Origin of the sequence: Oceanicoccus sp. (assembly GCF_029238675.1) — a bacterium.
GTDB lineage: Bacteria > Pseudomonadota > Gammaproteobacteria > Pseudomonadales > Dasaniaceae > Oceanicoccus.
The window spans coordinates 1-22,923 of the sequence record NZ_JAQWFR010000017.1 but is presented as its reverse complement, the minus strand read 5'-3'; the positions used below and the strand labels follow the sequence as shown (position 1 = coordinate 22,923).

Genomic DNA, 22,923 nt, shown 5'->3' with positions numbered 1-22,923 from the left:
CTATTACTTATTAGTAAACTCTGGGTAGGCTTCCATACCACATTCAGATAGATCTACACCTTCGTACTCTTCCTCATCAGAGACTCTGATACCGATTACCGCTTTCAGAATACCCCAAACAATCAAGCTGGCTACGAATACCCAAACAAAGATAGTCGCGGCACCGATCAACTGACCAGAAAAGCTTGAACCGTCGTTAGTTAGGGGAACCAGTAACAGACCTAACAGACCAACAACACCGTGAACAGAGATAGCACCTACAGGGTCATCAATTTTCAGCTTGTCTAGCGTCAGGATAGAGAATACAACCAGAGCACCACCAACAGCGCCGAACAAAGTTGCTTGCAGGGCAGTAGGTGTTGAAGGCTCAGCAGTAATAGCTACCAGACCAGCCAAAGCACCGTTAAGAGCCATCGTCAGATCCGCTTTGCCGAACAGGGTGCGAGCAACGATAAGAGCAGCAACCAGGCCACCGGCAGCAGCAGCGTTAGTATTCATAAATACCACCGCAACACTGTTTGCACTTTCTACACTGGCTGTTGCCAATACAGAACCGCCGTTGAAACCGAACCAACCCATCCACAGGATGAAGGTACCTAAAGTCGCCAAAGGCAGGTTAGCACCAGGGATTGCGTTAACTTCACCGTTAGGGCCGTACTTACCTTTACGGGCGCCTAGCAGTAGAACACCCGCTAGAGCCGCAGCAGCACCAGACATATGAACGATACCGGAACCAGCGAAGTCAGAGAAACCCAAGTCGCCAAGTGTGTACATACCAAATACGGCATTGCCACCCCAAGTCCATGAACCTTCCATTGGGTAGATGTAACCAGTCATTACCACAGCGAAAGCCAGGAAAGCCCAAAGCTTCATACGCTCAGCAACGGCACCGGAAACAATCGACATTGCAGTAGCAACAAACACTACCTGGAAGAAAAAGTCAGCGGAAGGTGCGTAAGTCGCAGCTTCTTCAGCGCCGGTTACACCGTCGCCAGTAATGGTGGCAAGCATAATGTCGCCGCCGTACATGATTGCGTAACCGCAAACCATATACATAATGCAAGAGATTGCGTATAGAGCAACGTTCTTGGTTAAGATTTCTGTGGTATTTTTAGAGCGAACCAGGCCCGCTTCTAACATGGCAAAACCTGCTGCCATCCACATAACCAGCGCGCCACAAATTAAGAAATAAAATGTGTCGAGCGCATACTGTAATTGAAAAATTTCGTTTTCCATCGTTCAGCCCTCCAAAAGGCTAAGCTCGTTTAGTTAAAAAGCCAGAGTAAAAACCCTTAACTTAGATAGCTTCATCGCCAGTCTCGCCGGTGCGGATACGGATCACCTGCTCTAGGGTAGAAACAAAGATTTTGCCATCGCCAATTTTGCCAGTGTTGGCAGCATTGGTGATTGCCTCGATAACTTGATCTAGCGCTGCTTCAGCAATCGCTACTTCAATTTTTACTTTCGGTAAAAAGTCGACAACGTATTCTGCGCCACGGTATAACTCGGTGTGACCTTTCTGGCGTCCGAAACCTTTTACTTCTGTAACAGTAATACCCTGTACACCGATTTCAGACAGCGCTTCGCGCACGTCGTCCAATTTGAATGGTTTGACTACAGCCGTAACCAGTTTCATTGGCCTTCTCCTAAAATGTTAGTTGATTAGTACACAGGGATTATTAAAACCAGTGTGACTAAATAATGTTAAAAGGGTCAGCTGCGCCGCAACGCAGCTGACCAAATTAGTGCCATCAAAAGTCGGGGGAGACAAAGCACTAAAAGGTTTGGATTATCAGCAAGCTTGCCAATAACCCGGATTACACAAACTTACTCGCCGATTGGCAGGCTGTAAGAAAGTACAAAGTGAAGATCATCTTCCACAGAACCGTCAGTATCTTCATCAATTACTTGGCTGACAGTGAAAGACAGGTTGTCGTTGTAGGCATAGCTGATATCGAGGTGCACATAGTCCGTGCTTACATCTTCAACGTCATCTGAATCTGTCATACCCACAGTCGCTGAGAATTTACCCATTTCAGCACCAACCGTGATGTATGAGTAACCGCTACCACCGGCAATGTTATCCAGGTAAGAAACAGAGAAAGGACCGTAGCCAACAGACAAGACGGCTTCAGACAAGTTACCCGCTTCACCCAACTCTTCGTCACCAGGGTAAACATAAGTCCACACGCTAGCGTCAACAGTAAAGCCAGCCAGCTCCAAACCGTAACCTGCGTATACGTCATACTCCTGACCCATTGCATCGTCACCTGATGATGCCCAAACACCGGCATAGGCGCCGCCCAGGCTGGCAGTGATGTCACCTGAAACTGCTGGTGAACCGTTACTCAGGTCCTGACCACGCCACAGGTACATATTGGCAACAGCCGCTGATGCAGCCACTTCTATTTCAGCCACTGCTGGGGTTGCTACTGTTGAAGCAACTACTGCCGCTGCTAATAATGTCTTTACTGTTTTCATTCTCACTATCTCCAAGTTCTAAGAAAATTCTAATTAATATCATCTGTGCTAGCTCGCGTTAATTAACACTCACAAAACAAGAGCTATACCTCTGTTTAGCACGGGGCATACCAACTTTAAAATAGCCATTAAAATCAATAGGTTAAATAATAATTAGCAATAAAAAACCAGAACAACCCCAAAGTGGCGCCTGTTTGCGCCCATCTATGGTGCTCTGTGAAAATTGCGCACCCAATAAGTGCATTTTGTTTTTTTGGGGGATTCAGGGGCCTGAAAAGCCCTATTTATGCCCCTTTATGGGCATAAATGCAGAACTTGATTAGGGCAATATCCAGGATCGGAGGGATTAATCGGGGGAACAAGATAAAAGCCTGCTCCACAAGTAGGCAAGCGTTAGGTAGAACAGCTTATTGCGAGACCTCTAACTGCTCTAAACGTTGTATTAACGAGCGCAGTTCCTGCTTGATGGCTTCAATCTCGGCTTGCTGCGACGAAGCCGTAAGGGGTTTACTTCGAGCGGGCATAAGCGCAGGTGCCACCGATATCAGTGCCTGCTCCACCAGAACCTTAGCCTGGTCTCCGGTTTTTCCCGGGGCACCCGCCTCTGCGGTGGCGCCCTCGGAACCACCGGCTACCCACACTCGGCTGCCGGTTAAGGTTTTGCGCTTCACATAGCGGCCACCACTGCCGGCACCGGGCTGGCCAGGCTGGCCAGCTTCGCCGCCATTACCCGGGCTGGCTTCAGTACGGATCAAATTCGCCACCGGTGATACATTCAAAGCAGGGTCAGCCGCCCAAAAAAGCACCGTAATGTCACCGGCATCACCACCAGCACCGCCAGCGCCACCGGCCCCGGCATCACCGCCGACAGGTGCACGGGAACATTTTTTTTCAAAACCACCAGCGTCACCGCCATTACCGCCCTGAGCGCCTATACCGCCATGACCACCGCTGGTATTAATTAGCATATCTCCCAGGCTTACCAGGCCTATCTGCAGGCGAATAGAAACACCATTGCTACCATCAATGCCCTTTGCACCGTTTTCACCGGCCAGGCCATCTTTACAGCTGGAACCCGATTGTGCTTTAGCACTAACGGCTGTTGTCTCACCGCTGGCACCGGCTCCCTCAATAAGTACGTCTGAACCAATAACAGCCCGATCGGCTCTTACCTGCCATTGACTAACGCCGTCAGCAAAACGAATACGCGCACCGTCACCCAGGGTGAGTGATGTTAATGACAAGCGCTGCTGATCAACCGCTACGGTATAGGTTTCTCCCGTTGGCACCTCCAGGGTCGTCAAAGACCAGGCTGAGGCGCTTAACAGAGCACTCGTCATTAGCAGCAAATATTTCATTTTCAAACCCCGAAGATAAACTATAAAGCTGGGCAGCTTACGCCAACACAACCATAAATCAAACCGTCATATGGCTGCGAACTTCTTCTTCCACCATGTCTTCACCTCGCCCGGCCAGTATAATTTCGCCCCGATCCATCACCGCATACTGGTCACAGAGGTCCCGAGCAAATTCAAAATACTGCTCTACCAGCAAGATGGCCATATCACCCTGTTGTTTAAGAATGGTAATGACATTATGAATATCTTTAATAATAGACGGCTGTATACCCTCGGTGGGTTCATCCAGAATAAGCAGCCTGGGCTTCATAACCAAAGCCCGGGCAATGGATAACTGCTGTTGCTGGCCGCCGGACAAATCGCCGCCACGACGGCGGGTCATCTGGCGCAGCACGGGGAATAAATCAAAAATTTCTTCATCAATTTTACGCTGCTTTCTGGGCAGGGCGGCAAAGCCGGTTTGCAAATTTTCTATCACAGTGAGCTGTGAAAAAATCTGCCGCCCCTGTGGCACATAGGCTATACCGCGCTGGGCCCGTGAAGCGGCACTGAGCTGGCTGATATCCTGGCCTTCCCACTCTACCGTGCCAGCCGTAGCGCGATGACGCCCCGTAATCGCCTGCATCAGGCTGGATTTGCCCACACCATTGCGACCTAATACACAGCTAATTTCACCTTTGGCCGCTGACAAGCTGACACGTTGCAGGGCCTGGCTGGCACCATAATGTAAATCGATATTCTCTGCTTTTAACATAGTCTAACGCCCCAGATAAACTTCGATAACTTTTGGGTTGGTCGATACGGTCTCCAGATTACCCTCAGCCAATACGCTGCCTTCATGCAGCACGGTAACGTGGCAATCCAGGGCCCGGACAAAATCCATATCGTGTTCTACCACAATCACTGAGTGTTGTTTGCTGATCGTTTTTAACAACTCTGCGGTTTCCATGGTTTCAGTATCGGTCATGCCCCCGGCAGGTTCATCGACCAACAAGACTTCCGGGTCCTGAATAATCAACATGCCTATCTCTAGCCATTGCTTTTGTCCATGGGACAAGTTTGCTGCAAGGTCTCCAGACTTTTCTGTTAAACCCACAATGCCAATAACTTCATCAATACGCTGCTGCTGTTGCCCGGTTGATTTAAAAAATAATGACTGCCAGATACCCCGGTTACCTGCCAGGGATAAGTCCAGGTTGTCTCGCACACTCAGGCTTTCTACTACTGTAGGCTTTTGGAATTTGCGGCCAATACCCATATTGGCAATATCCGCTTCATCAAAACGAGTGAGGTCAACCACATCTTTATATTTCACTTCGCCTTCATCAGGCCGGGTTTTCCCAGTGATAATATCCATCATGGTACTTTTGCCAGCACCGTTGGGGCCAATAATAGCTCGCAATTCTCCCGGCGCTATATCCAACGATAAATTATTAATGGCCTTAAAACCGTCAAAGGTTTTGGTAACACCATTGAGGTATAACAGACTCTGTGGATTTTCTTTCGCTTCCAATATCATGATGCCTCTCCCTTGTTGGCCTTAATTCGCCCAAACAAGCCGACGACACCATTGGGCAAATACATTGTTGTTAATACAAATAAACCGCCCAGCATAAACAGCCAGATTTCAGGGAAGGCGCCGGTAAAAAACGTTTTGCCATAGCTAACAATAAAAGCCCCGATCACGGCACCATACAAAGTGCCGCGCCCACCTAAGGCCACCCAGATAACGATTTCTATGGATTTAATAGGGCTGAATTCACCCGGGTTGATAATACCAACCTGAGGCACAAACAAAGCGCCGGCAATACCTGCCAGTACCGCCGAGAATACAAACACTACTAATTTGTAATGTTCTACCCGGTACCCCATAAAACGGGTGCGGCTCTCGGCATCACGAATAGCGATCAACACTTTGCCAAATTTACTCTCGGTGATAAAACGGCAGGCGATATAAGCAAGCACTAAAGATAAAGCGCTGATCAGGAACAGTCCTACTGCGGTGCCATCTGCTAACAAACTAAAGCCAGCAATATCTTTAAAGTCGGTCAGGCCATTGTTACCACCAAAACCAAACTCATTCATATAAAAAGCCTGTAGTAATGCATAGGTCATGGCCTGAGTAATAATCGAGAGATACACACCGGTAACCCTTGAACGAAAGGCCAACCAGCCAAACAAAAATGACAACAGGCCCGGCGCTAATACCACCATCAATAAGGCAAACGACAGGCTATCAAAACCCTGCCAATACCAGGGCATTTCAGCCCAATCTAAAAACACCATAAAATCTGGCAGGTCTGGATTACCGTAAACACCGCGGTCACCAATTTGTCGCATCAAATACATGCCCATGGCATAACCGCCCAGGGCAAAAAATGCACCGTGACCCAAGCTGAGGATACCGCAATAGCCCCACACCAAATCCAGTGCTAGTGCCAATAAAGCGAAACACAAATATTTACCTAGCAACGATACGATATAAGTAGGCACATGCAAGGCAGAGCCTTCGGGTGCAAACAGGTTTAACAGGGCGATAATAATAGACGCTAGGATAATAAAACCGATAAGCTTGCTGCCAATCTTGTCATTCATTAACAGGCTCATCAATACAGACTTATTATTCATTAACATCATGTTAATCCTCTACAAAGCGGCCTTTAAGGGCAAACAGCCCCCGGGGTCGCCACTGAATAAATAAAATGATGAAGACCAATACCATAATTTTTGCGATCACTGCGCCGGTATAAGGCTCTAGGAATTTATTAGCCACGCCTAAACTCATCGCACCAAAAAATGTACCCAGCAAATTACCGACGCCACCAAACACAACGACCATAAATGAATCAATGATATAGCCCTGGCCCATATTGGGGCCTACATTGGTGAACTGGCTTAGCGCAACACCGGCAATGCCCGCAATACCTGACCCTAAACCAAAGGTCAGTGCATCTACCCAACTGGAGTGAATACCCATTGAGTTGGCCATGGCACGGTTTTGGGTAACGGCTCGCATCTGCAAACCTAACAAGGTTTTTTTCAATACCAGCGCCAGCACACCCAGCACGATTAAACTAAAAAACAATACATAGATACGGTTGTAGGTAATGGCAACCGCTTCATTCATTTGCCAAAAGCCACTGATAAAATCCGGGCTGATGACAGCAACATTATTGGAGCTGTACATTCTCACTGCTTGTTGCAAAATAAGGCTGATACCAAAGGTGGCTAACAGGGTATCTAATTGGCGACCGTACAGATGGCGAATAACCAAACGTTCAATCAGTACGCCCACCGCTCCGGAGACTAAAAACGCAACTGGAATCGCTATAAAGATGGAGTATTGAATCAATTCTGGAAATAGCTGCTGAATAGCAAAGGTGGTGTAGGCACCCAGCATAATCATTTCACCGTGGGCCATATTGATCACCCCCATAACACCGAAGGTAATGGCTAAACCGATGGCCGCCAGCAATAAGATGGAGCCCAGGCTTAAACCAAAAATAAAATCTTCTATCACTTTAAAAAATTTCAACTGACTTTTAGCATCTTTTAAACGGTTTTCTGCAAGTTCTGCAATCTCCTGGTTCTGTTCTACATAAGCGCCTTTCTCGTCACGCTGGCTAAGACGGGCTAGCAAGTTAACGGCATCGGGGCTGATGCTATCTCCGATCACTTGCATCGCTATCATTCTTAAAGGCTGGTTGTCACTATCGATATCAATCATCGCCAGCGCCAACTGCATGGATTGTTTAACCTCACGGTTTTTTTCGGTTTTTATGGCGGCACTAATGGCTTGTCGCAATGTTTTATTGGGCACCTTTATCAGGTTCTTTGCTGAATTTAACCGTAGCTCGGCATCACTGCTGGTCAATTCAAGGCTAGAGATACTGGCACGCAGTACGCGCCGTAACTTATTATTGATTCTGATTTTCTTAATGGTATTTTTTTCAACGACACCAAGATCTTCGCCGCTAATAACGCCGCTAATAGAAACACTGGACGATGTTTCCAATAGATAGACTATCTGCTTGTCTTGCTTGCGGTAATAAAGCCTGGCATCCAACATCGCTTTTAAGGCGGGTAATACACGGGCATCATCCAACGTTGCCAGGGCTTCAATAGCCACTGCTTTTTGACGGTTGGAATTAACTATTAACGCGGATAATTTTCCATCAAAACCATTCTCTGCATTCTCTGCAAACAATAAGGATGTGAACAACAGCTGTTGTATACATACTATTAAAAATACAAGGCGTTTCATTTTGCAACCAGTCCGGTTAAAAAAATGGCCCCAACCTTTCAGTTGAGGCCACTAGATAGGGCTCAGTCAAACCTTATTAGAAGTTTTGTCCTGAACATTTTTTGGTTTCAGTATTGTAGTTACCGCAGCTGATAGCGGGATCTTGCCAATCTGAAATTACTTTTGCAGATTCAGCCAAATGATCAGTCCATGCATCACCGGGAACTTCTGTAGTTTGTGATACGATTTCAAATTGACCATCAGCCTGGATTTCACCAATTAATACTGGCTTAGTGAAGTGGTGGTTTGGCAATACTTTGGCAATACCACCCGTCAGGTTTGACACTTCAATACCGTACATAGCAGGGCGAACCTTATCCACTTCCACGGAGCCCGCTTTATCAACGGCTTTAGCCCATGCTTTGAAACCGATATAGGTCGCTTCCATAGGGTCGTTGGTAACGCGCTTGTTATTTTTGATGTACTTTTTCCACTGGGCGATAAACTCAGAGTTAGCCTCTGATTCAGCACTTTGGAAGTAGTTCCAGGCGGCTAAATGCCCCACCAATGGCGCAGTGTCAAAACCGGAAAGCTCTTCTTCACCAACAGAGAAGGCAACAACTGGAATATCTTCAGCACTAATACCCTGGTTAGCCAGTTCTTTATAGAACGGTACATTGGCGTCACCGTTAACCGTAGAAACTACCGCTGTCTTTTTGCCCGCAGAACCAAACTTTTTGATTTCTGATACACGGGTAGTCCACTCTGAGAAACCAAAAGGTGTGTAATTAACAGAAATATCTTCCTCGGCCACCCCTTTGCTGATTAAGTAAGCCTTAAGGATTTTATTAGTTGTTTGAGGATAAACGTAATCGGTACCTTCCAGAACCCAGCGTTTTACTTCCTCTTCTTCCATCAGGTAATCAACCGCAGGTATAGCCTGTTGGTTAGGCGCAGCACCGGTATAGAAAACATTTTTTGAGGACTCTTCACCTTCGTACTGTACCGGGTAAAATAGCAAGCCGTTCAGTTTTTCAATTACCGGCAGTACTGACTTACGTGATACTGAAGTCCAGCAGCCAAAAATAACATCAACATCTTTTTGTTCGATCAGTTCTTTGGTTTTTTCTGCAAATAAAGGCCAGTCAGATGCAGGGTCAACGACAACCGCTTCCAGTTGCTTACCCAACAAACCGCCTTTTTTATTCTGCTCTTCAACCATCATTAAAACGGTATCTTTTAGCGTCGTTTCACTGATTGCCATAGTGCCCGATAGGGAGTGCAGCACACCGACTTTGATAGTATCCGCAGCTTGGGTAATGGCAGCACTTAAACTTAAGGCTGCTACGCCTAACGCTTTTGCGCCGACTTTTGCCCATGAATGTTTCTTTATATCCATAATGATCTCCAGCGTGTAGTTTTGTTTTAGTCCAAGCGCTTAGAGCAGAATTAATGCCAACCTGGTTCTTATACTTAATTTATCTTATTAAACCCTTATTTTTCAGCCACTTGTGCGACAGGAAAAATTGACCCCTAAAGATCTAGTTATTTTGTGGCTACAATGTGCGCACACAACAAGGGCACAAGGATTATTGCGCCTCATTTATGTGCAAATGATGTGAAAGCAGACAAGCAGCCTTGCTCACAGGGGTTAAATCCAGCTACGGCTGTTTTATTTTTGAACATTTATGGGGCGGCGGCGATCAATAAGGTCCTCTGTGAATTGTCACCGCACCAAGATAGGGTGGATAGACTTATGCTGACCCTCGGGGGCTCAACATACCCTGAGCCACAATAAAATCAATAATCGTGTCCAGGCCTTGCCGGGTTTTTAAATTGGAAAAAACAAAGGGCTTATTTCCACGCATTTTTTTTGCATCACGATCCATAACATCCAGGTCCGCACCCACCATAGGTGCCAGATCTATTTTATTAATCACCAACAGATCAGACTTGGTAATACCAGGCCCGCCCTTGCGGGGTATCTTATCGCCGGCTGATACATCGATAACATAGAGAGTAAGGTCTGAAAGTTCAGGGCTAAAAGTAGCTGCTAGATTATCCCCCCCACTTTCAATCATAACCAGCTCAAGCTCAGGGAAGCGCTCGTTTAATTCTTCCACCGCTGATAAATTCATTGAGGCATCTTCGCGTATGGCTGTATGGGGGCAACCTCCGGTTTCCACGCCAAGAATACGATCGCTATTCAGCACATCGTTGCGTAATAAAAACTCGGCATCTTCGCGGGTATAAATATCATTGGTGATCACCGCAATATGGAGACGGTCTTTTAAACGGGCGCAGAGCTCCTTAACCAATGCAGTTTTTCCAGAACCTACAGGGCCTCCGATACCGAGTCGTAAAGCGGGTTTAGACATATAATTCACTATGGTTACCTCAATCTATAAACAATGATCGCCCTTAGGATCGAAACAGGCGGGAGTATTGGGTTTCATGTTGCGCAGAAATTAATGCCAGCGCCGGCAAACCCGCACCCAGATTATCGTCACTAAGGCTTAGCGCCTGTTGGCAGCAGTGCTCAACGGCGGGCATTAAGTCGACCAACAGTTGCTGGGCTTGAGTTTGCCCCAGTGGCACCAATTTAGTCGCCGCTGCTACCTGGTTTTCTAACCAGCTCCAGCAGAAACCATGGAGCAGCGAAGCCTTATCAACAGACCAGTACACACCTGCCATAGCAAAGCCGTTAGCAAAACTACTGGGCTGCTGGCGGGGCCAGTCGGCGGCGGCGAGTAATTCCAGCGACACCAGCAATCTCATCAGCGCCCGGCCCATCTGGGTATCTTCAAGCTCGAACTCGGCAGATTCACGGGAGGCTAGTAAAAACTGGTTCCAGTGATTAACCTGCTCCAGGTCCTGCTGTTGCCAGCTATCATATAAGCGGGCTAATACGGGTAAATCCAAATGGCTGATACTGTGTTGCATCACGCCCTCTATCCATTGCTGAGCGCTGGCTTTATCAGGCAGGTAACCCAGCTCAACAGCATATTCCATGCCCTGGGAATAGGCATAGGCGCCCACCGGCAATGCGGGACTCACTAAATGCATAAGGTGAAGCAGAGAAGGATTTATCATCACTTAATGGCCATGGTGGTTGTTATAGGCACCATTCTCCGGATGAAAAGGCCGTTCACAGCAAACCACGGTAAGACCCAAGCCTTGCAGCATTGAATCTAATACATGGTCCTGCTGATAGCGTAACCAGCCATTACCGATTTGCAAGGGCACATGACGGTTGCCCAAGTGATAGGCGGCACGCATCAATAAATGGTCATTGTCGCAACTGGCTTGCGACACGGTTTCCTGTGCCGCAATCACTTTTACCAGTGTGCCATCGTTGCAACGCATCAGGTCGCCATCTTCCAGTACTCGACCACGCTCCAAAAACCACCCCAGGGTTTCACCACAGTCGGTCCGAGCCTTATTGCGGCTTTTTTGTCGCTGGCCAAAGTCCAGTTTTATCTCCAGGCTATGGCCGATGGTTTTATCCGTAGCTGCTGTAACCAACTCAAAACATTCTTTCATGGCAGTAGACACTTAAAATAATGAGTAACGCTGAGCCAGCGCTACAACGTCAGCGGGCTCACACACTAACAGTTCACCATTAGCGCGCACTTCGTAGGTTTCCGGGTCGACTTCCATGGTCGGCATCCAATTGTTTAAAATCATATCGCTCTTGGTGACGGTGCGGCTACCTTTACAGGCCACCAACTTTTTCTTTAAGCCCAGGGCATCCGCAACACCAGCCTGCATCGCGGCCTCACTCACAAAGCTCAGGGACGTTGCCTGCAAGGCCCCGCCAAAGGCACCAAACATTGGGCGATAGTGAACCGGCTGTGGCGTCGGTATCGATGCATTGGGGTCTCCCATGGGGGCTGCTGCAATCATACCGCCTTTAATAATCATGGCAGGCTTGATACCAAAAAACATTGGCTTCCATAATACTAAATCTGCAAGCTTGCCCACTTCGACGGAACCCACTTCGTGGCCTATGCCATGGGCAATAGCCGGGTTGATGGTGTATTTGGCGATATAGCGCCTGGCCCGCTGGTTATCGGAGTAACTGCTATCACCGACGAGAGCACCACGCTGTACTTTCATTTTGTTGGCGGTTTGCCAGGTGCGACAAACCACTTCGCCAACACGCCCCATCGCTTGCGAGTCAGAAGCAATCATGGAAAAAGCGCCCAGGTCATGCAATATATCTTCGGCGGCAATGGTTTCCCGGCGAATACGAGAATCCGCAAAGGCCACATCTTCTGGAATATTGGGGTCAAGGTGGTGGCACACCATCAGCATATCTAAATGCTCATCAACAGTATTTACCGTATAAGGCCGGGTTGGATTGGTCGATGAGGGCAAGACATTGCTTTCACCACAAGCCTTGATAATGTCGGGAGCATGGCCACCACCGGCACCCTCGGTGTGGTAGGTATGTATGGTGCGACCTTTAAAGGCAGCCAGGGTATCTTCAACAAAACCGGACTCATTCAAAGTATCGGTATGAATGGCCACTTGCACATCATATTCTTCAGCCACATTTAAACAGTTATTGATCGACGCCGGTGTGGTTCCCCAATCCTCGTGCAGTTTTAAACCCATGGCTCCCGCGGCCAATTGCTCTTCCAAACCAGCGGGCAAGCTGGCATTACCCTTGCCGAGAAAACCGAGGTTCATCGGCAGGCCTTCAGCGGCCTGTAACATTTTGCCGATATGCCAGGGACCGGGTGTGCAGGTAGTGGCGTTAGTGCCCGTGGCTGGGCCGGTGCCGCCACCTAACATAGTAGTTACGCCGCTCATTAAGGCTTCTTCTATTTGCTGCGGGCAAATAAAATGAATATGTGAGTCGATGGCTCCGGCCGTAAGAATCTGCCCTTCACCGGCAATCACTTCGGTACCGGGGCCAATAATAATATCGACACCGGATTGAATATCCGGGTTGCCGGCTTTGCCGATGGCACTTATACGCCCCTCTTTAATTCCCACATCGGCTTTGACGATACCCCAATGATCTAAAATCAAAGCATTGGTAATAACGGTATCCGGTGTTGCTGCCGAAGCTTGCTGGCTTTGCCCCATGCCGTCGCGAATAACTTTACCGCCACCAAATTTTACTTCTTCGCCGTAGTGGGTGAAGTCTTTCTCTACTTCAATCCATAAATCAGTATCGCCCAATCTTACCCGGTCACCTACGGTCGGGCCATACATATCCGCATAGGCGCGGCGGTCAATGCTTGTCATACCCTACTCCAAAAATTCTGTTTTTATTAAATGGTTTAAAGTTCGCCCATCACATCGCCACGCATACCGTAAACTTTTCTCTCGCCGGCAAGCGCCACTAACTCTACGGCTCTACCCTGCCCGGGCTCAAAACGAACGGCGGTACCCGCGGCAATATTCAAGCGAAACCCCCTGGCCGTTGCGCGATCAAATTGCAATGCCGGGTTGGCTTCAAAAAAATGGTAATGGGAACCCACTTGAATAGGTCTGTCACCGGTATTTTCGACCTGTAAGCTGACTGTTTCGCGGCCGGCATTAAGGGTTATTTCACCTTCTTGAGTTTGTACTTCACCTGGAATCATCGTGTTATCCTGCTCGCTACAATTTAAACAATGGGGTTATGAACGGTAACCAACTTGGTACCATCGGGGAACGTCGCCTCAACCTGCACCTCATGAATCATTTCTGCCACGCCGTCCATCACATCATCGGCACTAAGAACAGTGCGACCATGACTCATCATCTCGGCGACGGTGCGCCCTTCACGGGCCCCTTCCATAATCTCAGCACTGATCAGGGCAATACTCTCAGGGTAATTAAGTTTTAACCCCTTGGCTTTGCGACGCTCGGCTAAGAGTGCTGCGGTAAAAATCAACAGCTTGTCTTTATCACGTGGACTCAGTTCCATAATTGTTTCAACCTGTCTTTATGCTTAAAAAGTGTGTTAAGTATTCCAAATTCGTGGCCTTTGTACTGTACGCGCCAATAAAATGGGGCGCAATAATTGCCAAATCGTTTCAAAGCCCTGACGGCATACTTCCGCTGATGCACCCAGATAACGCACTAATAAAACGCCACCACGCTGGCTGACCCCCCAATCATGGTCTGGTACGGGTGCTGGCAATATATTTCTTATTTCATCCAGGGAGATAGCAGCATCGTCATTAATAGTCCCAAAAAAAGTGCCGCTCACGGTTCGGCCGGCCATGCCCCAGGGAGCGTCGAGCATAGGACTACCGCCGATAAAATTTACCCTGTCGATATAGACAGGGCGACCTTCACGACTGATTTCTATACGCTGTTTAACATCGCCCTGGTCAAACTGTTCGCCACTGGCACGGCGGCCCAAACAGACGATATCCCAACCGATCAGCTGGCTATTTGCCGACAGGTCAAAACGGCTCAACAGTTCACCCCTGGCGCCATTAAATAATATAGTTTCCTGTGGCAGCCATTCCAGCACCGCCCCCTCTGCCAACCGAGCGGTGACACCTTGGTACTGCGGTGACGCGTAATCAGCAACACGGTACAACTTACCGGCCGCTGGTGTTGTCACCAGGGTTTCGGATATTGGCAAGCACTCTAAATCAATGACCAGGTTATCGCCAGCTACCATGCCCCCTGGAGGATGCAACAAATAGAGATGGCAGACAGGCCCTTCTGGATAAAAAGGTCTTTGTACCCGCAATGGCCCCTGATGAATGGACGACTGTAGTACGGTGCGCTCGCTTTTACGCTTTAATTGCAAGCGTAAACTCGCCTGCCAGCCATCAGCCTGTGCGGCTATCTCTGAGCATGGGGAAACGTTGAGTAGCGAAGGGGTTGCCAAGTTAAGAGGTGACGCCATTGATTGACTCTTGGTTTACTTACTATCGGTCTTATTCCTCTAGCATAAGTTTTAATACACAAATAGAAAAGCAAAAATTAGTCTGCCACAATAAATCAGCCACCGCGCACCACTAATGTGCAAACATAAGCAACTGGCACAGAATTAGCTGGCCATCGCAGGCATTAAAAAATACAATTGCCCTATTGTTTCCCAAGTTGAACGCTCCATGACAACCACAAATACTATTGATAGCTTTATTCAGCAAGCAAAAAAATTGCTGCCCGGTGACAGTCTCACAGCGGATATTGAGAAAAATTTGCGCGCGCTGGCACACAGCGCTTTTAGCAAGCTGGATGTGGTTAGCCGTGAAGAGTTTGATGCCCAGGTTGCTGTCCTGCATCGTTCCAGGGAGAAAATAGAACAGCTTGAGCAACAGCTCGCTGAGCTAAACGAAACCATCAACCCGCCATAAACTTAAATCATTCACTTCCAGGGAAGGAAGCCTATGTCACTTGCTATTGTTTATACCCGCGCCAAATGCGGTGTGGATGCGCCACAGGTTCGCGTTGAAACCCATCTATCTAACGGATTGCCTTCACTGTCGATAGTTGGCCTACCTGAAACAGCGGTCAAAGAAAGTAAAGACCGCGTGCGCAGCGCCATTATTAATTCCTATTTTGAGTTTCCCCGGCGGCGTATCACCATTAATCTCGCCCCCGCTGACTTACCTAAAGAAGGTGGACGTTTTGATTTGCCGATTGCTATCGGGATTCTTGCGGCCTCAGGACAAATACCCAGTGCCGCGCTGGAACACACAGAGTTTTTAGGTGAACTGGGCTTAACCGGTGAATTACATGCCGTGCAGGGCTCACTGCCAGCCGCCATTAAAAGTACTGAAGCGAAACGTTCGCTGGTAGTACCTCCGGCGAATGTGGCCGAAGCTGTACTCTGCGAACAAGCGACTGTCTTTAGCTGTAAGAATTTGCTGCAGCTATCTGCCCACCTACACAACAGGGAGGTATTAACACCGCAGCGAGCTGAGCCACAATCACTCCCCAACCATAGTTACCCCGACCTTAGCGAAGTAAAAGGCCAGGCACTGGCCAGGCGCGCCCTGGAAATTGCCGCCGCCGGCAAACACAATGTATTATTTTGTGGCCCCCCGGGCACGGGTAAAACCATGCTCGCCAGTAGACTGCCCGGGATTTTGCCTCCCCTTAATCAGCAAGAGATGCTTGAAGTCGCTGCGGTTTATTCTATCAGCCAGCAAAAACAGCAACGGGATTATTATCAACGTCCCTTTAGAAACCCACATCATACGGCCTCGGCCGTTGCTTTAGTCGGTGGCGGCAGCAACCCACGCCCCGGTGAAATCTCCCTGGCCAACCACGGTGTGTTATTTCTAGATGAGTTGCCAGAATTTCAACGCCAGGTTTTAGAAGTGCTCCGCGAACCTTTGGAGTCTGGCGAAATATTAATTTCCCGCGCTAATCAGCAAGTGGCTTTCCCCGCAAACTTTCAATTAATTGCCGCCATGAACCCCTGCCCCTGCGGTTATTACGGCGACTTACAAAAAGCCTGCCGCTGTTCACCGGATAAATTACAGCGCTATCGCGATAAAATTTCCGGGCCACTGCTTGATCGTATTGATATGCAGGTAACGGTTAATCGCATACCGATCAGCGCTTTGCGGCACAATAACCAGAACGCCGAATCTTCGACCACAGTGAGCCAAAGGGTTATTCAATGCCGGAAGATACAACTGGACCGCCAACACAGTGCCAATGCCCAACTGGATAATCGGCAGCTGGATAACTATTGTCGTTTAACTGAAAAAGATCACCAACTATTAGAGCAAGCCGTAAACCAGTGGCATTTATCTTCCCGTGCCTATCATCGTATTTTACGCGTAGCGAGAACGATTGCTGATCTGGATGGGGCAATTAATATTGATCGTCGGCATTTGGCGGAGGCGATAAGTTATCGGGCGCTGGATAAAGAGGTGACTTAGTTTTTTTGATGAGCAGTTTTCTTTCTATACGTCATTCCCGCGTAGGCGGGAATCCAGCCTGCATGCTTATGCTGTTATTTCCGCTAAAGCGGAAATCTACAGCACTGGATTCCCGCCTTCGCGGGAATGACGGTTGGGTAGGGAATTACAAATCCCGTGCGTTAATATAAGCCTGCTCGGAAATATGATGATAGTTTTTTACCCCATCGGCATAGGCGCGCCACGATTTGTACACCTTGGCGGCCATGGGGTCTTCTTCGGCGACTTCAATCAGATACTCATTAGACGCTTTATGGAGTGCCCGCAAGACATCATCCGGCAATTTGCGAAGTTCCGTGTTATGGTTTTTTTCTAAATTTAATAATGAAGCATTATTGCGCGCCGTATATTCATCCAGCATATCCTGGTTGGCATAGCGGGCGGCAATTTCTACCATCTTTTGTAGATCTTTGGGTAAAGACTCAAACGCGTCTTTATTAATAATTAACTCTAAGGTTGGGCCCGGTTCGTGCCAGCCCGGGTAGTAATAATATTTTGCCACTTCATGTAAACCCAGCGCCATATCGTTATAAGGTGCTACCCATTCGGTAGCGTCAATAACTCCAGTTTGCAACGATGTATATAACTCACTGCCGGGCAAAGTAACCGCCGTACCACCGGCACGACTAAAAACTTCGCCACCAACGCCAGGCACACGCATTTTTAAACCTTTGATATCGTCCATGGAATTAATTTCGCGGTTAAACCAACCCGCCATTTGCACACCGGTATTGCCACCGGCAAAAGGAATAATATTAAAAGGCGCATAAGCCTCACGCCATAATTCCAGACCACCACCGTAGTGCAGCCAGCCATTCATTTCCTGCGCGGTCAGGCCAAAAGGAACGGAGGTAAAAAACGGCGACGAGGGGATTTTACCTTTCCAATAGTAGGCGGCACCATGTCCCATCTCGGCAGTGCCTTGAGAGACGGCACTGAATACTTCCAGTGCTGGTACAATTTCACCACCGCCATATACTTTAACCGTTAGGCGCCCATTGCTCATTTCATTAATGACTTTGGCAAAGTTTTCTGGCGCCGTACCCAAGCCCGGAAAATTCTTTGGCCACGTAGTTACCATCTTCCACTTAAAGGTCTTTTCACTGCTTGCGGCAACCACGGCCTGATCGCCTTTTTCGCCCTGTACAACTTCAACGGCCCGTTCGATAACCAGCAACCCACTGACCGTCACCAGCGCTGCTACCAATAGCAGAATAATAACGGGACTAAAACGATTATAGTGTGTGCTCATGTTTATTCTCTGCTCTTTGCTCTAGCTGTTACAAGGCTTCAAGATTGGCATACTGCACCACCAACCATTTGGTGCCCTCGTCATCAAAGTTTACCTGTACTCTGGCAGAAGGCCCCTGCCCTTCAAAATTAATCACCGTGCCTATACCAAAAATAGAATGTAGCACCTGCTGCCCTAAGTTGATCCCGGTTTCGGGAATACTATGATTCTGGAATGCTGAAGGCGAATAACTGGCCGGTCGTGTAATGGTGGTATTGAGTCTTACCTCTTGCACCAATTCTTTTGGAATTTCACGAATAAAGCGCGAGGGAGAATTAAAGTTTTCGGTGCCATACATGCGTCGGGATTCGGCATAGGTAATATAGAGTTTTTGCATGGCACGGGTAATGCCCACATAACAAAGGCGGCGCTCTTCTTCTAAACGGCCGGGCTCATCCATCGACATTTTATGGGGGAATAAGTTTTCTTCCATGCCCACCAGAAACACCAGGGGGAACTCCAGACCTTTTGCCGAGTGCAGGGTCATTAGTTGCACGCTGTCTTCATATTCATCGGCTTGTTGTTCACCGGCATCTAAAGCGGCGCTATCTAAAAATTCCTGTAAAGGAGATATAGTTTCATCTTCAGCAACAAACTGCCCTGAAGCGACAACCAGTTCCTGTAAGTTTTCTATTCTTGCCTGCCCTTTTTCACCTTTTTCTTTTTGATGGAATTCGATAAGGCCAGATACACTCACCACATGATCGGTTAGCTCATGTAAGGTCAGCTCATCTGTATCCGCATCCATGGTATCAATCAAGTCGACAAATTTTTGTAGTGCTGTTGATGCACGATTGGGTAATAACTTTTGCTCAATAATTTGCTTAGCCGCTTTCCACAGTGAAACAGCATGCTCACGGGCATAGTCCCGTACGGTATCCACCGTTTTACTACCAATACCCCGCGTCGGCGTATTAATCACCCGCTCAATCGCGGTATCGTCATCGCGGTTATTCATTAACCGCATATAGGCCAGGGCATTTTTAATTTCCATGCGATCATAAAACCGCTGGCCGCCATAAATGCGATAAGGAATACCACTGCGAATCAACGCTTCTTCTAATACCCGCGACTGGGCATTGGAGCGATACAAAATAGACGAGGTACTTCTGGTATTGCCATCCTTTACCCATGCTTCAATTTGCTCTACTACAAAGCGGGCTTCGTCCTGTTCGTTAAAACCGGTATACAGTGAAATTAATTCGCCTTCGCCATCTTCCGTCCAGAGTTCCTTGCCTAAGCGGTCGCTATTATTTTCAATCACCGCATTGGCGGCCTGCAAAATGGTTGAGGTTGAACGGTAGTTTTGTTCCAGACGAATAATTTGAGTATTGGGAAAGTCCTTTGAGTACTGTTGGATATTTTCAATTTTTGCACCACGCCAGCCGTAAATCGATTGGTCATCATCACCAACCGCCACCACAGGGATTTGCTTGCCGGCCAATACCCGCAACCAGGCATATTGAATGGTATTGGTATCCTGGAACTCGTCCACCAAAATGTGGGTAAACCGCTCTTGATAATGCTTTAGCACGGCAGGTTGTTTTAACCAGAGTTCATGGGCGCGCAATAGCAGCTCGGCAAAATCAACAACACCCTGCCGCTCACAGGCCTGCTCATAGGCAAGGTAGACCCGCAACATCATGGTATGGTTTAAATCTTTACCGTAGTCTTCTATGTGCGCGACTCGACGGCCTTCATCTTTTTGCCCATTGATAAACCATTGTGATTGTCTGGGGGGCCAGTGGCTTTCATCAAGGTCCAGCTCTTTGTGGATACGCTTAATAATTCTTAGCTGGTCATCGCTATCCAGAATTTGAAAGTTTTGCGGCAGGCCCGCTTCCTTCCAGTGGGCTTTTAGCAATCGGTGGGCAATACCGTGAAAGGTGCCCACCCACATACCCCGGTGTGCACCGGAGCCACCCAGGGATGCTCCCATCAGCTCATCAATACGGGCACGCATTTCTTTAGCGGCTTTATTGGTAAAGGTCACCGATAAAATACTATAAGGGGATGCACCTTCCGCCTGAATTAACCAGGCAATACGATGCACCAGCACGCGGGTTTTACCACTGCCAGCGCCGGCCAGCACCAATAAGTTAGCGGAAGGAGCAGCAACGGCTTGCCGCTGAGCGTCATTTAAATCATTGAGAATATGCGATACATCCATAGCGGCGCATTCTAGCAGACTACTGGAAAAAAATGGCGCCCAATAAGAGGGGGATGGCTGACTGAAAAAACATCCATAAGACTATTGTGAAAAATGCGTTAGAATAAATACCAGAACAATAAACACTAACCAGCCGGAAAGCGCTTTGAAGCCTCTTAATATCATCAATGCCATTGAATTAGCCCGCTCGGATTTGCGTAAATCCGAACTTAAGGTGGCGGACTTTATCCTTGGCCAACCGGATAAAGTGATTCATCTGCGCATTGTCGACCTGGCGCAAAAAGCTGGCGTTAGTGAGCCTACCGTGGTTCGCTTTTGCCGTGCTATTGGCTGTGATGGTTTCCAGGATTTTAAATTATTGCTGGCACAGCATGTTGCCCATAGCCCCAGCTACGAAGAGTTTAGCCTTAGCGAGCATGATTCGGCCCGGGAATATACCATTAAGGTGTTTGACTCGGCGATGGATACCCTGAAAAAGGTGCGAGACAGTCTCGATACTCGCTCTATTGAGGCCGCTGTTGATGTCCTGCAAAAAGCCCGTCGGGTAGAGTTTTATGGCTTTGGTGCTTCCAGCCCGGTGGCTACAGACGCCCAGCATAAGTTTTTCCGTTTGCAGATCCCCTCTTCCGCCTACTCTGACCCTCATATTCAAGCGATGTCGGCTATGTCACTACAGCCGGGGGATGTGGTGGTGGCCATTTCCCAGTCAGGAAGAACCCAGGTATTACTGGATGCGATGGCGCTGGTTAAAGAGACCGGCGCTACGATTATTGGGCTGGCCCCCAGTAATACGCCCGTAGCTCGGGACTGTGATATTGCGCTGCATATTGATGTTAAAGAGGATATTGAAAATTACACGCCGTTACCCTCGCGGATGGCTCATATGGCGGTGATGGATATTCTTGCGGTGGGTGTTTCCAAAGCCAAGGGCCCTGCGGTGGGTGAGCATTTACAAAAGATTCATCGCGCCCTGCAGCCACTGCGACAACAATAACCCCCCCGCCCCCGTCATTCCCGCGAAGGCGGGAATGACGGGGTTTTAGCTGTCTTAACCTCTATTAACCCCCTATATATTATTGCTGCATCTTCAGAAAGGGGTTTCCCATCACCCGAATTAAGGGTAATGTTTGTTAAAACACCCCCAAAAACTTGGATTACCATGTCTATTCTCGCCAAAACCCAGCTTCAGCAACTGCAACTCCCTCTAGCCATCAGCCAGCAACTCGCTGATTTACGCTATCGACAGGGCCTGCTGAGTGCCAGCTCTTCGCTATCCACTGACCTATTGGCGGGTATGGCCGTTAAGTCACAGCTTAGTGCCAGTAAAATCATGGCCGCCAAAGATTCATCACCCAACTTTAACTATTCACAGGCCCTTAGTTACTTATCCACTATCAAAGCACAGCCCCTCAGTTGCGCGTTGATTAAAGCGCTGCACCAACAGCTTAACCCGCAAGGTGGCCGCTGGCGCAGTGTAAAGCTGAAGGTCTCACGAAGAGACCAGCCCGATAAGCAGTTGCTGGTGCCCGCCGGCCAAGAGGCTATCGCCGCTGCGATGGAGCTATTAGTCAGCGAATTTAACCAGGCGATTCACAATGGCGTTGAACCGCTGGTAGCCATTCCGCTATTGCTAATGGAATTAATGAAAACCTTCCCCTTCTTTGATGGCAACCGCCGGCTGGCTTTATTGCTGGCCAGGCAGCTGCTTGATCACCAGGGCTACGATGTTGTTAACACGATTGACCTGGAATCCGAGATGATTGCTACAGAGCGCGCTTTTTACCGTTCACTGAATCATAGTGATAGCACTAACCCGATCCCGTGGTTAAGTTATTGGTGGGTATTAATTCGTCGTCTGTACCAGCGCTTTGACCGACAAATTCAGCACGCTAATATCAGCCCGGGGCGCGGCTCTAAAACTGCATTGATAGAGCGCTTTGTTAAACAACAGCAACACCCTTTTCGCTACGGTGATGTTTGCCGGGCTTTCCCCACCATTAGCAACGATCATATTCGAATGATCTTACGGAGCCTGAAAGAGAGGCATATTATTCTCACTGAGGGCAAAGGCCGCGGCGCGGTATGGAGGCTCTGTTAATCCCCCCCCCCGTCCTTCCCGCGCAGGCGGGAATCCAGCCTGCATGCTTATGCTGTTATTTCCGCTAAAGCGGAAATCTACAGCACTGGGTTCCCGCCTGCGCGGGAATGACGAGGGGCTTGGGTACATTATATAGTGGTTGTGTTTAAGCTAATCACTAGATGCTGTGCTTTATCTTAAACGTCGCCGAAACCCAGTAAACCTGCGGTGAACCTCGCAAAACCCCACTCCATTTTTTATTCCTCAAACTCAATATTTGGTTGAACAGAACCCCCTTTATCCCTATAATGCGCCCGCCTTAATCGACGATTGATTAAGCAGCCACTCCATTTTCAGGTTTTTGACCTGAATTCAGGTAGCCAGAGTCACGATACGCACCCAGAGG

Annotated in this window: 22 protein-coding genes; 4 read left to right on the top strand and 18 right to left on the bottom strand. The window is 48.4% G+C overall.

The annotated features are described in order from the left end of the window. Window positions 1-3: 3 nt before the first annotated feature. The 16 genes from P8H32_RS05750 to P8H32_RS05675 form a co-directional block, all read right to left on the bottom strand. Window positions 4-1,236, bottom strand: coding sequence for an ammonium transporter (locus P8H32_RS05750; protein ID WP_297290771.1), 1,233 nt, complete (start codon window positions 1,234-1,236; stop codon window positions 4-6). A gap of 61 nt (window positions 1,237-1,297) precedes the next feature. Next, on the bottom strand, window positions 1,298-1,636 hold the full coding sequence (gene glnK, locus P8H32_RS05745; protein WP_297290770.1) for a P-II family nitrogen regulator: 339 nt from the start codon (window positions 1,634-1,636) through the stop codon (window positions 1,298-1,300). Between the two features lie 191 nt (window positions 1,637-1,827). Continuing rightward, complete coding sequence (locus P8H32_RS05740; protein ID WP_301088703.1) at window positions 1,828-2,481, bottom strand: TorF family putative porin; 654 nt, start codon at window positions 2,479-2,481, stop codon at window positions 1,828-1,830. A 407-nt stretch (window positions 2,482-2,888) separates the two neighbouring features. Then, window positions 2,889-3,839, bottom strand: coding sequence for a hypothetical protein (locus P8H32_RS05735; RefSeq protein WP_301088701.1), 951 nt, complete (start codon window positions 3,837-3,839; stop codon window positions 2,889-2,891). 58 nt (window positions 3,840-3,897) lie between these two features. Beyond that, window positions 3,898-4,593 carry an urea ABC transporter ATP-binding subunit UrtE gene (gene urtE / locus P8H32_RS05730; protein ID WP_297290767.1) on the bottom strand — a complete coding sequence of 232 codons (696 nt, stop codon included), beginning with the start codon at window positions 4,591-4,593 and terminating at the stop codon, window positions 3,898-3,900. 3 nt (window positions 4,594-4,596) lie between these two features. Further along, a complete protein-coding gene (urtD, locus tag P8H32_RS05725; protein WP_301088695.1) occupies window positions 4,597-5,358 on the bottom strand; it encodes an urea ABC transporter ATP-binding protein UrtD in 762 nt (253 codons plus the stop codon). Then, the gene (urtC, locus tag P8H32_RS05720) at window positions 5,355-6,467 is read right to left on the bottom strand and encodes an urea ABC transporter permease subunit UrtC (protein WP_297290775.1); all 1,113 of its coding nucleotides are present in this window, start codon (window positions 6,465-6,467) and stop codon (window positions 5,355-5,357) included. The genes urtD and urtC overlap by 4 nt, the downstream gene beginning before the upstream one ends. Window positions 6,468-6,477: 10 nt before the next feature. Beyond that, on the bottom strand, window positions 6,478-8,103 hold the full coding sequence (urtB, locus tag P8H32_RS05715; RefSeq protein ID WP_301088693.1) for an urea ABC transporter permease subunit UrtB: 1,626 nt from the start codon (window positions 8,101-8,103) through the stop codon (window positions 6,478-6,480). Between the two features lie 76 nt (window positions 8,104-8,179). Continuing rightward, window positions 8,180-9,481, bottom strand: a complete 1,302-nt coding sequence (gene urtA / locus P8H32_RS05710) for an urea ABC transporter substrate-binding protein (RefSeq protein WP_297290764.1) — start codon at window positions 9,479-9,481, stop codon at window positions 8,180-8,182. A 355-nt stretch (window positions 9,482-9,836) separates the two neighbouring features. Next, window positions 9,837-10,460, bottom strand: a complete 624-nt coding sequence (gene ureG / locus P8H32_RS05705; RefSeq protein WP_297290763.1) for an urease accessory protein UreG — start codon at window positions 10,458-10,460, stop codon at window positions 9,837-9,839. A 43-nt stretch (window positions 10,461-10,503) separates the two neighbouring features. Then, a complete protein-coding gene (locus tag P8H32_RS05700; protein WP_367279169.1) occupies window positions 10,504-11,172 on the bottom strand; it encodes an urease accessory protein UreF in 669 nt (222 codons plus the stop codon). A gap of 6 nt (window positions 11,173-11,178) precedes the next feature. Continuing rightward, window positions 11,179-11,625, bottom strand: a complete 447-nt coding sequence (gene ureE / locus P8H32_RS05695) for an urease accessory protein UreE (protein WP_301088689.1) — start codon at window positions 11,623-11,625, stop codon at window positions 11,179-11,181. 12 nt (window positions 11,626-11,637) lie between these two features. Beyond that, window positions 11,638-13,341 carry an urease subunit alpha gene (gene ureC, locus P8H32_RS05690; protein WP_301088687.1) on the bottom strand — a complete coding sequence of 568 codons (1,704 nt, stop codon included), beginning with the start codon at window positions 13,339-13,341 and terminating at the stop codon, window positions 11,638-11,640. Window positions 13,342-13,376: 35 nt separating this feature from the next. Continuing rightward, entirely contained in the window at window positions 13,377-13,682 is a 306-nt protein-coding gene (locus P8H32_RS05685; RefSeq protein WP_297290759.1) for an urease subunit beta, read from the bottom strand. Window positions 13,683-13,705: 23 nt separating this feature from the next. After that, window positions 13,706-14,008, bottom strand: a complete 303-nt coding sequence (ureA, locus tag P8H32_RS05680) for an urease subunit gamma (RefSeq protein WP_297290758.1) — start codon at window positions 14,006-14,008, stop codon at window positions 13,706-13,708. 36 nt (window positions 14,009-14,044) lie between these two features. Next, on the bottom strand, window positions 14,045-14,947 hold the full coding sequence (locus P8H32_RS05675) for an urease accessory protein UreD (RefSeq protein WP_297290757.1): 903 nt from the start codon (window positions 14,945-14,947) through the stop codon (window positions 14,045-14,047). A gap of 208 nt (window positions 14,948-15,155) precedes the next feature. On the opposite strand from P8H32_RS05675, the gene P8H32_RS05670 reads away from it, so the two are divergent. Continuing rightward, a complete protein-coding gene (locus P8H32_RS05670) occupies window positions 15,156-15,401 on the top strand; it encodes an accessory factor UbiK family protein (protein WP_297290756.1) in 246 nt (81 codons plus the stop codon). Between the two features lie 33 nt (window positions 15,402-15,434). Next, window positions 15,435-16,940 carry a YifB family Mg chelatase-like AAA ATPase gene (locus tag P8H32_RS05665; RefSeq protein WP_301088685.1) on the top strand — a complete coding sequence of 502 codons (1,506 nt, stop codon included), beginning with the start codon at window positions 15,435-15,437 and terminating at the stop codon, window positions 16,938-16,940. 145 nt (window positions 16,941-17,085) lie between these two features. On the opposite strand, the gene P8H32_RS05660 is transcribed toward P8H32_RS05665, so the two are convergent. Beyond that, on the bottom strand, window positions 17,086-18,231 hold the full coding sequence (locus tag P8H32_RS05660; RefSeq protein WP_301088683.1) for a TRAP transporter substrate-binding protein: 1,146 nt from the start codon (window positions 18,229-18,231) through the stop codon (window positions 17,086-17,088). 28 nt (window positions 18,232-18,259) lie between these two features. Beyond that, the gene (uvrD, locus tag P8H32_RS05655) at window positions 18,260-20,440 is read right to left on the bottom strand and encodes a DNA helicase II (protein ID WP_297292183.1); all 2,181 of its coding nucleotides are present in this window, start codon (window positions 20,438-20,440) and stop codon (window positions 18,260-18,262) included. Between the two features lie 145 nt (window positions 20,441-20,585). On the opposite strand from uvrD, the gene hexR reads away from it, so the two are divergent. Further along, window positions 20,586-21,434 carry a transcriptional regulator HexR gene (gene hexR / locus P8H32_RS05650; RefSeq protein ID WP_297292184.1) on the top strand — a complete coding sequence of 283 codons (849 nt, stop codon included), beginning with the start codon at window positions 20,586-20,588 and terminating at the stop codon, window positions 21,432-21,434. A gap of 165 nt (window positions 21,435-21,599) precedes the next feature. Next, window positions 21,600-22,538: a Fic family protein gene (locus tag P8H32_RS05645; protein WP_301088681.1), complete on the top strand. Its 939-nt coding sequence runs from the start codon at window positions 21,600-21,602 to the stop codon at window positions 22,536-22,538. Window positions 22,539-22,923: the final 385 nt, after the last annotated feature.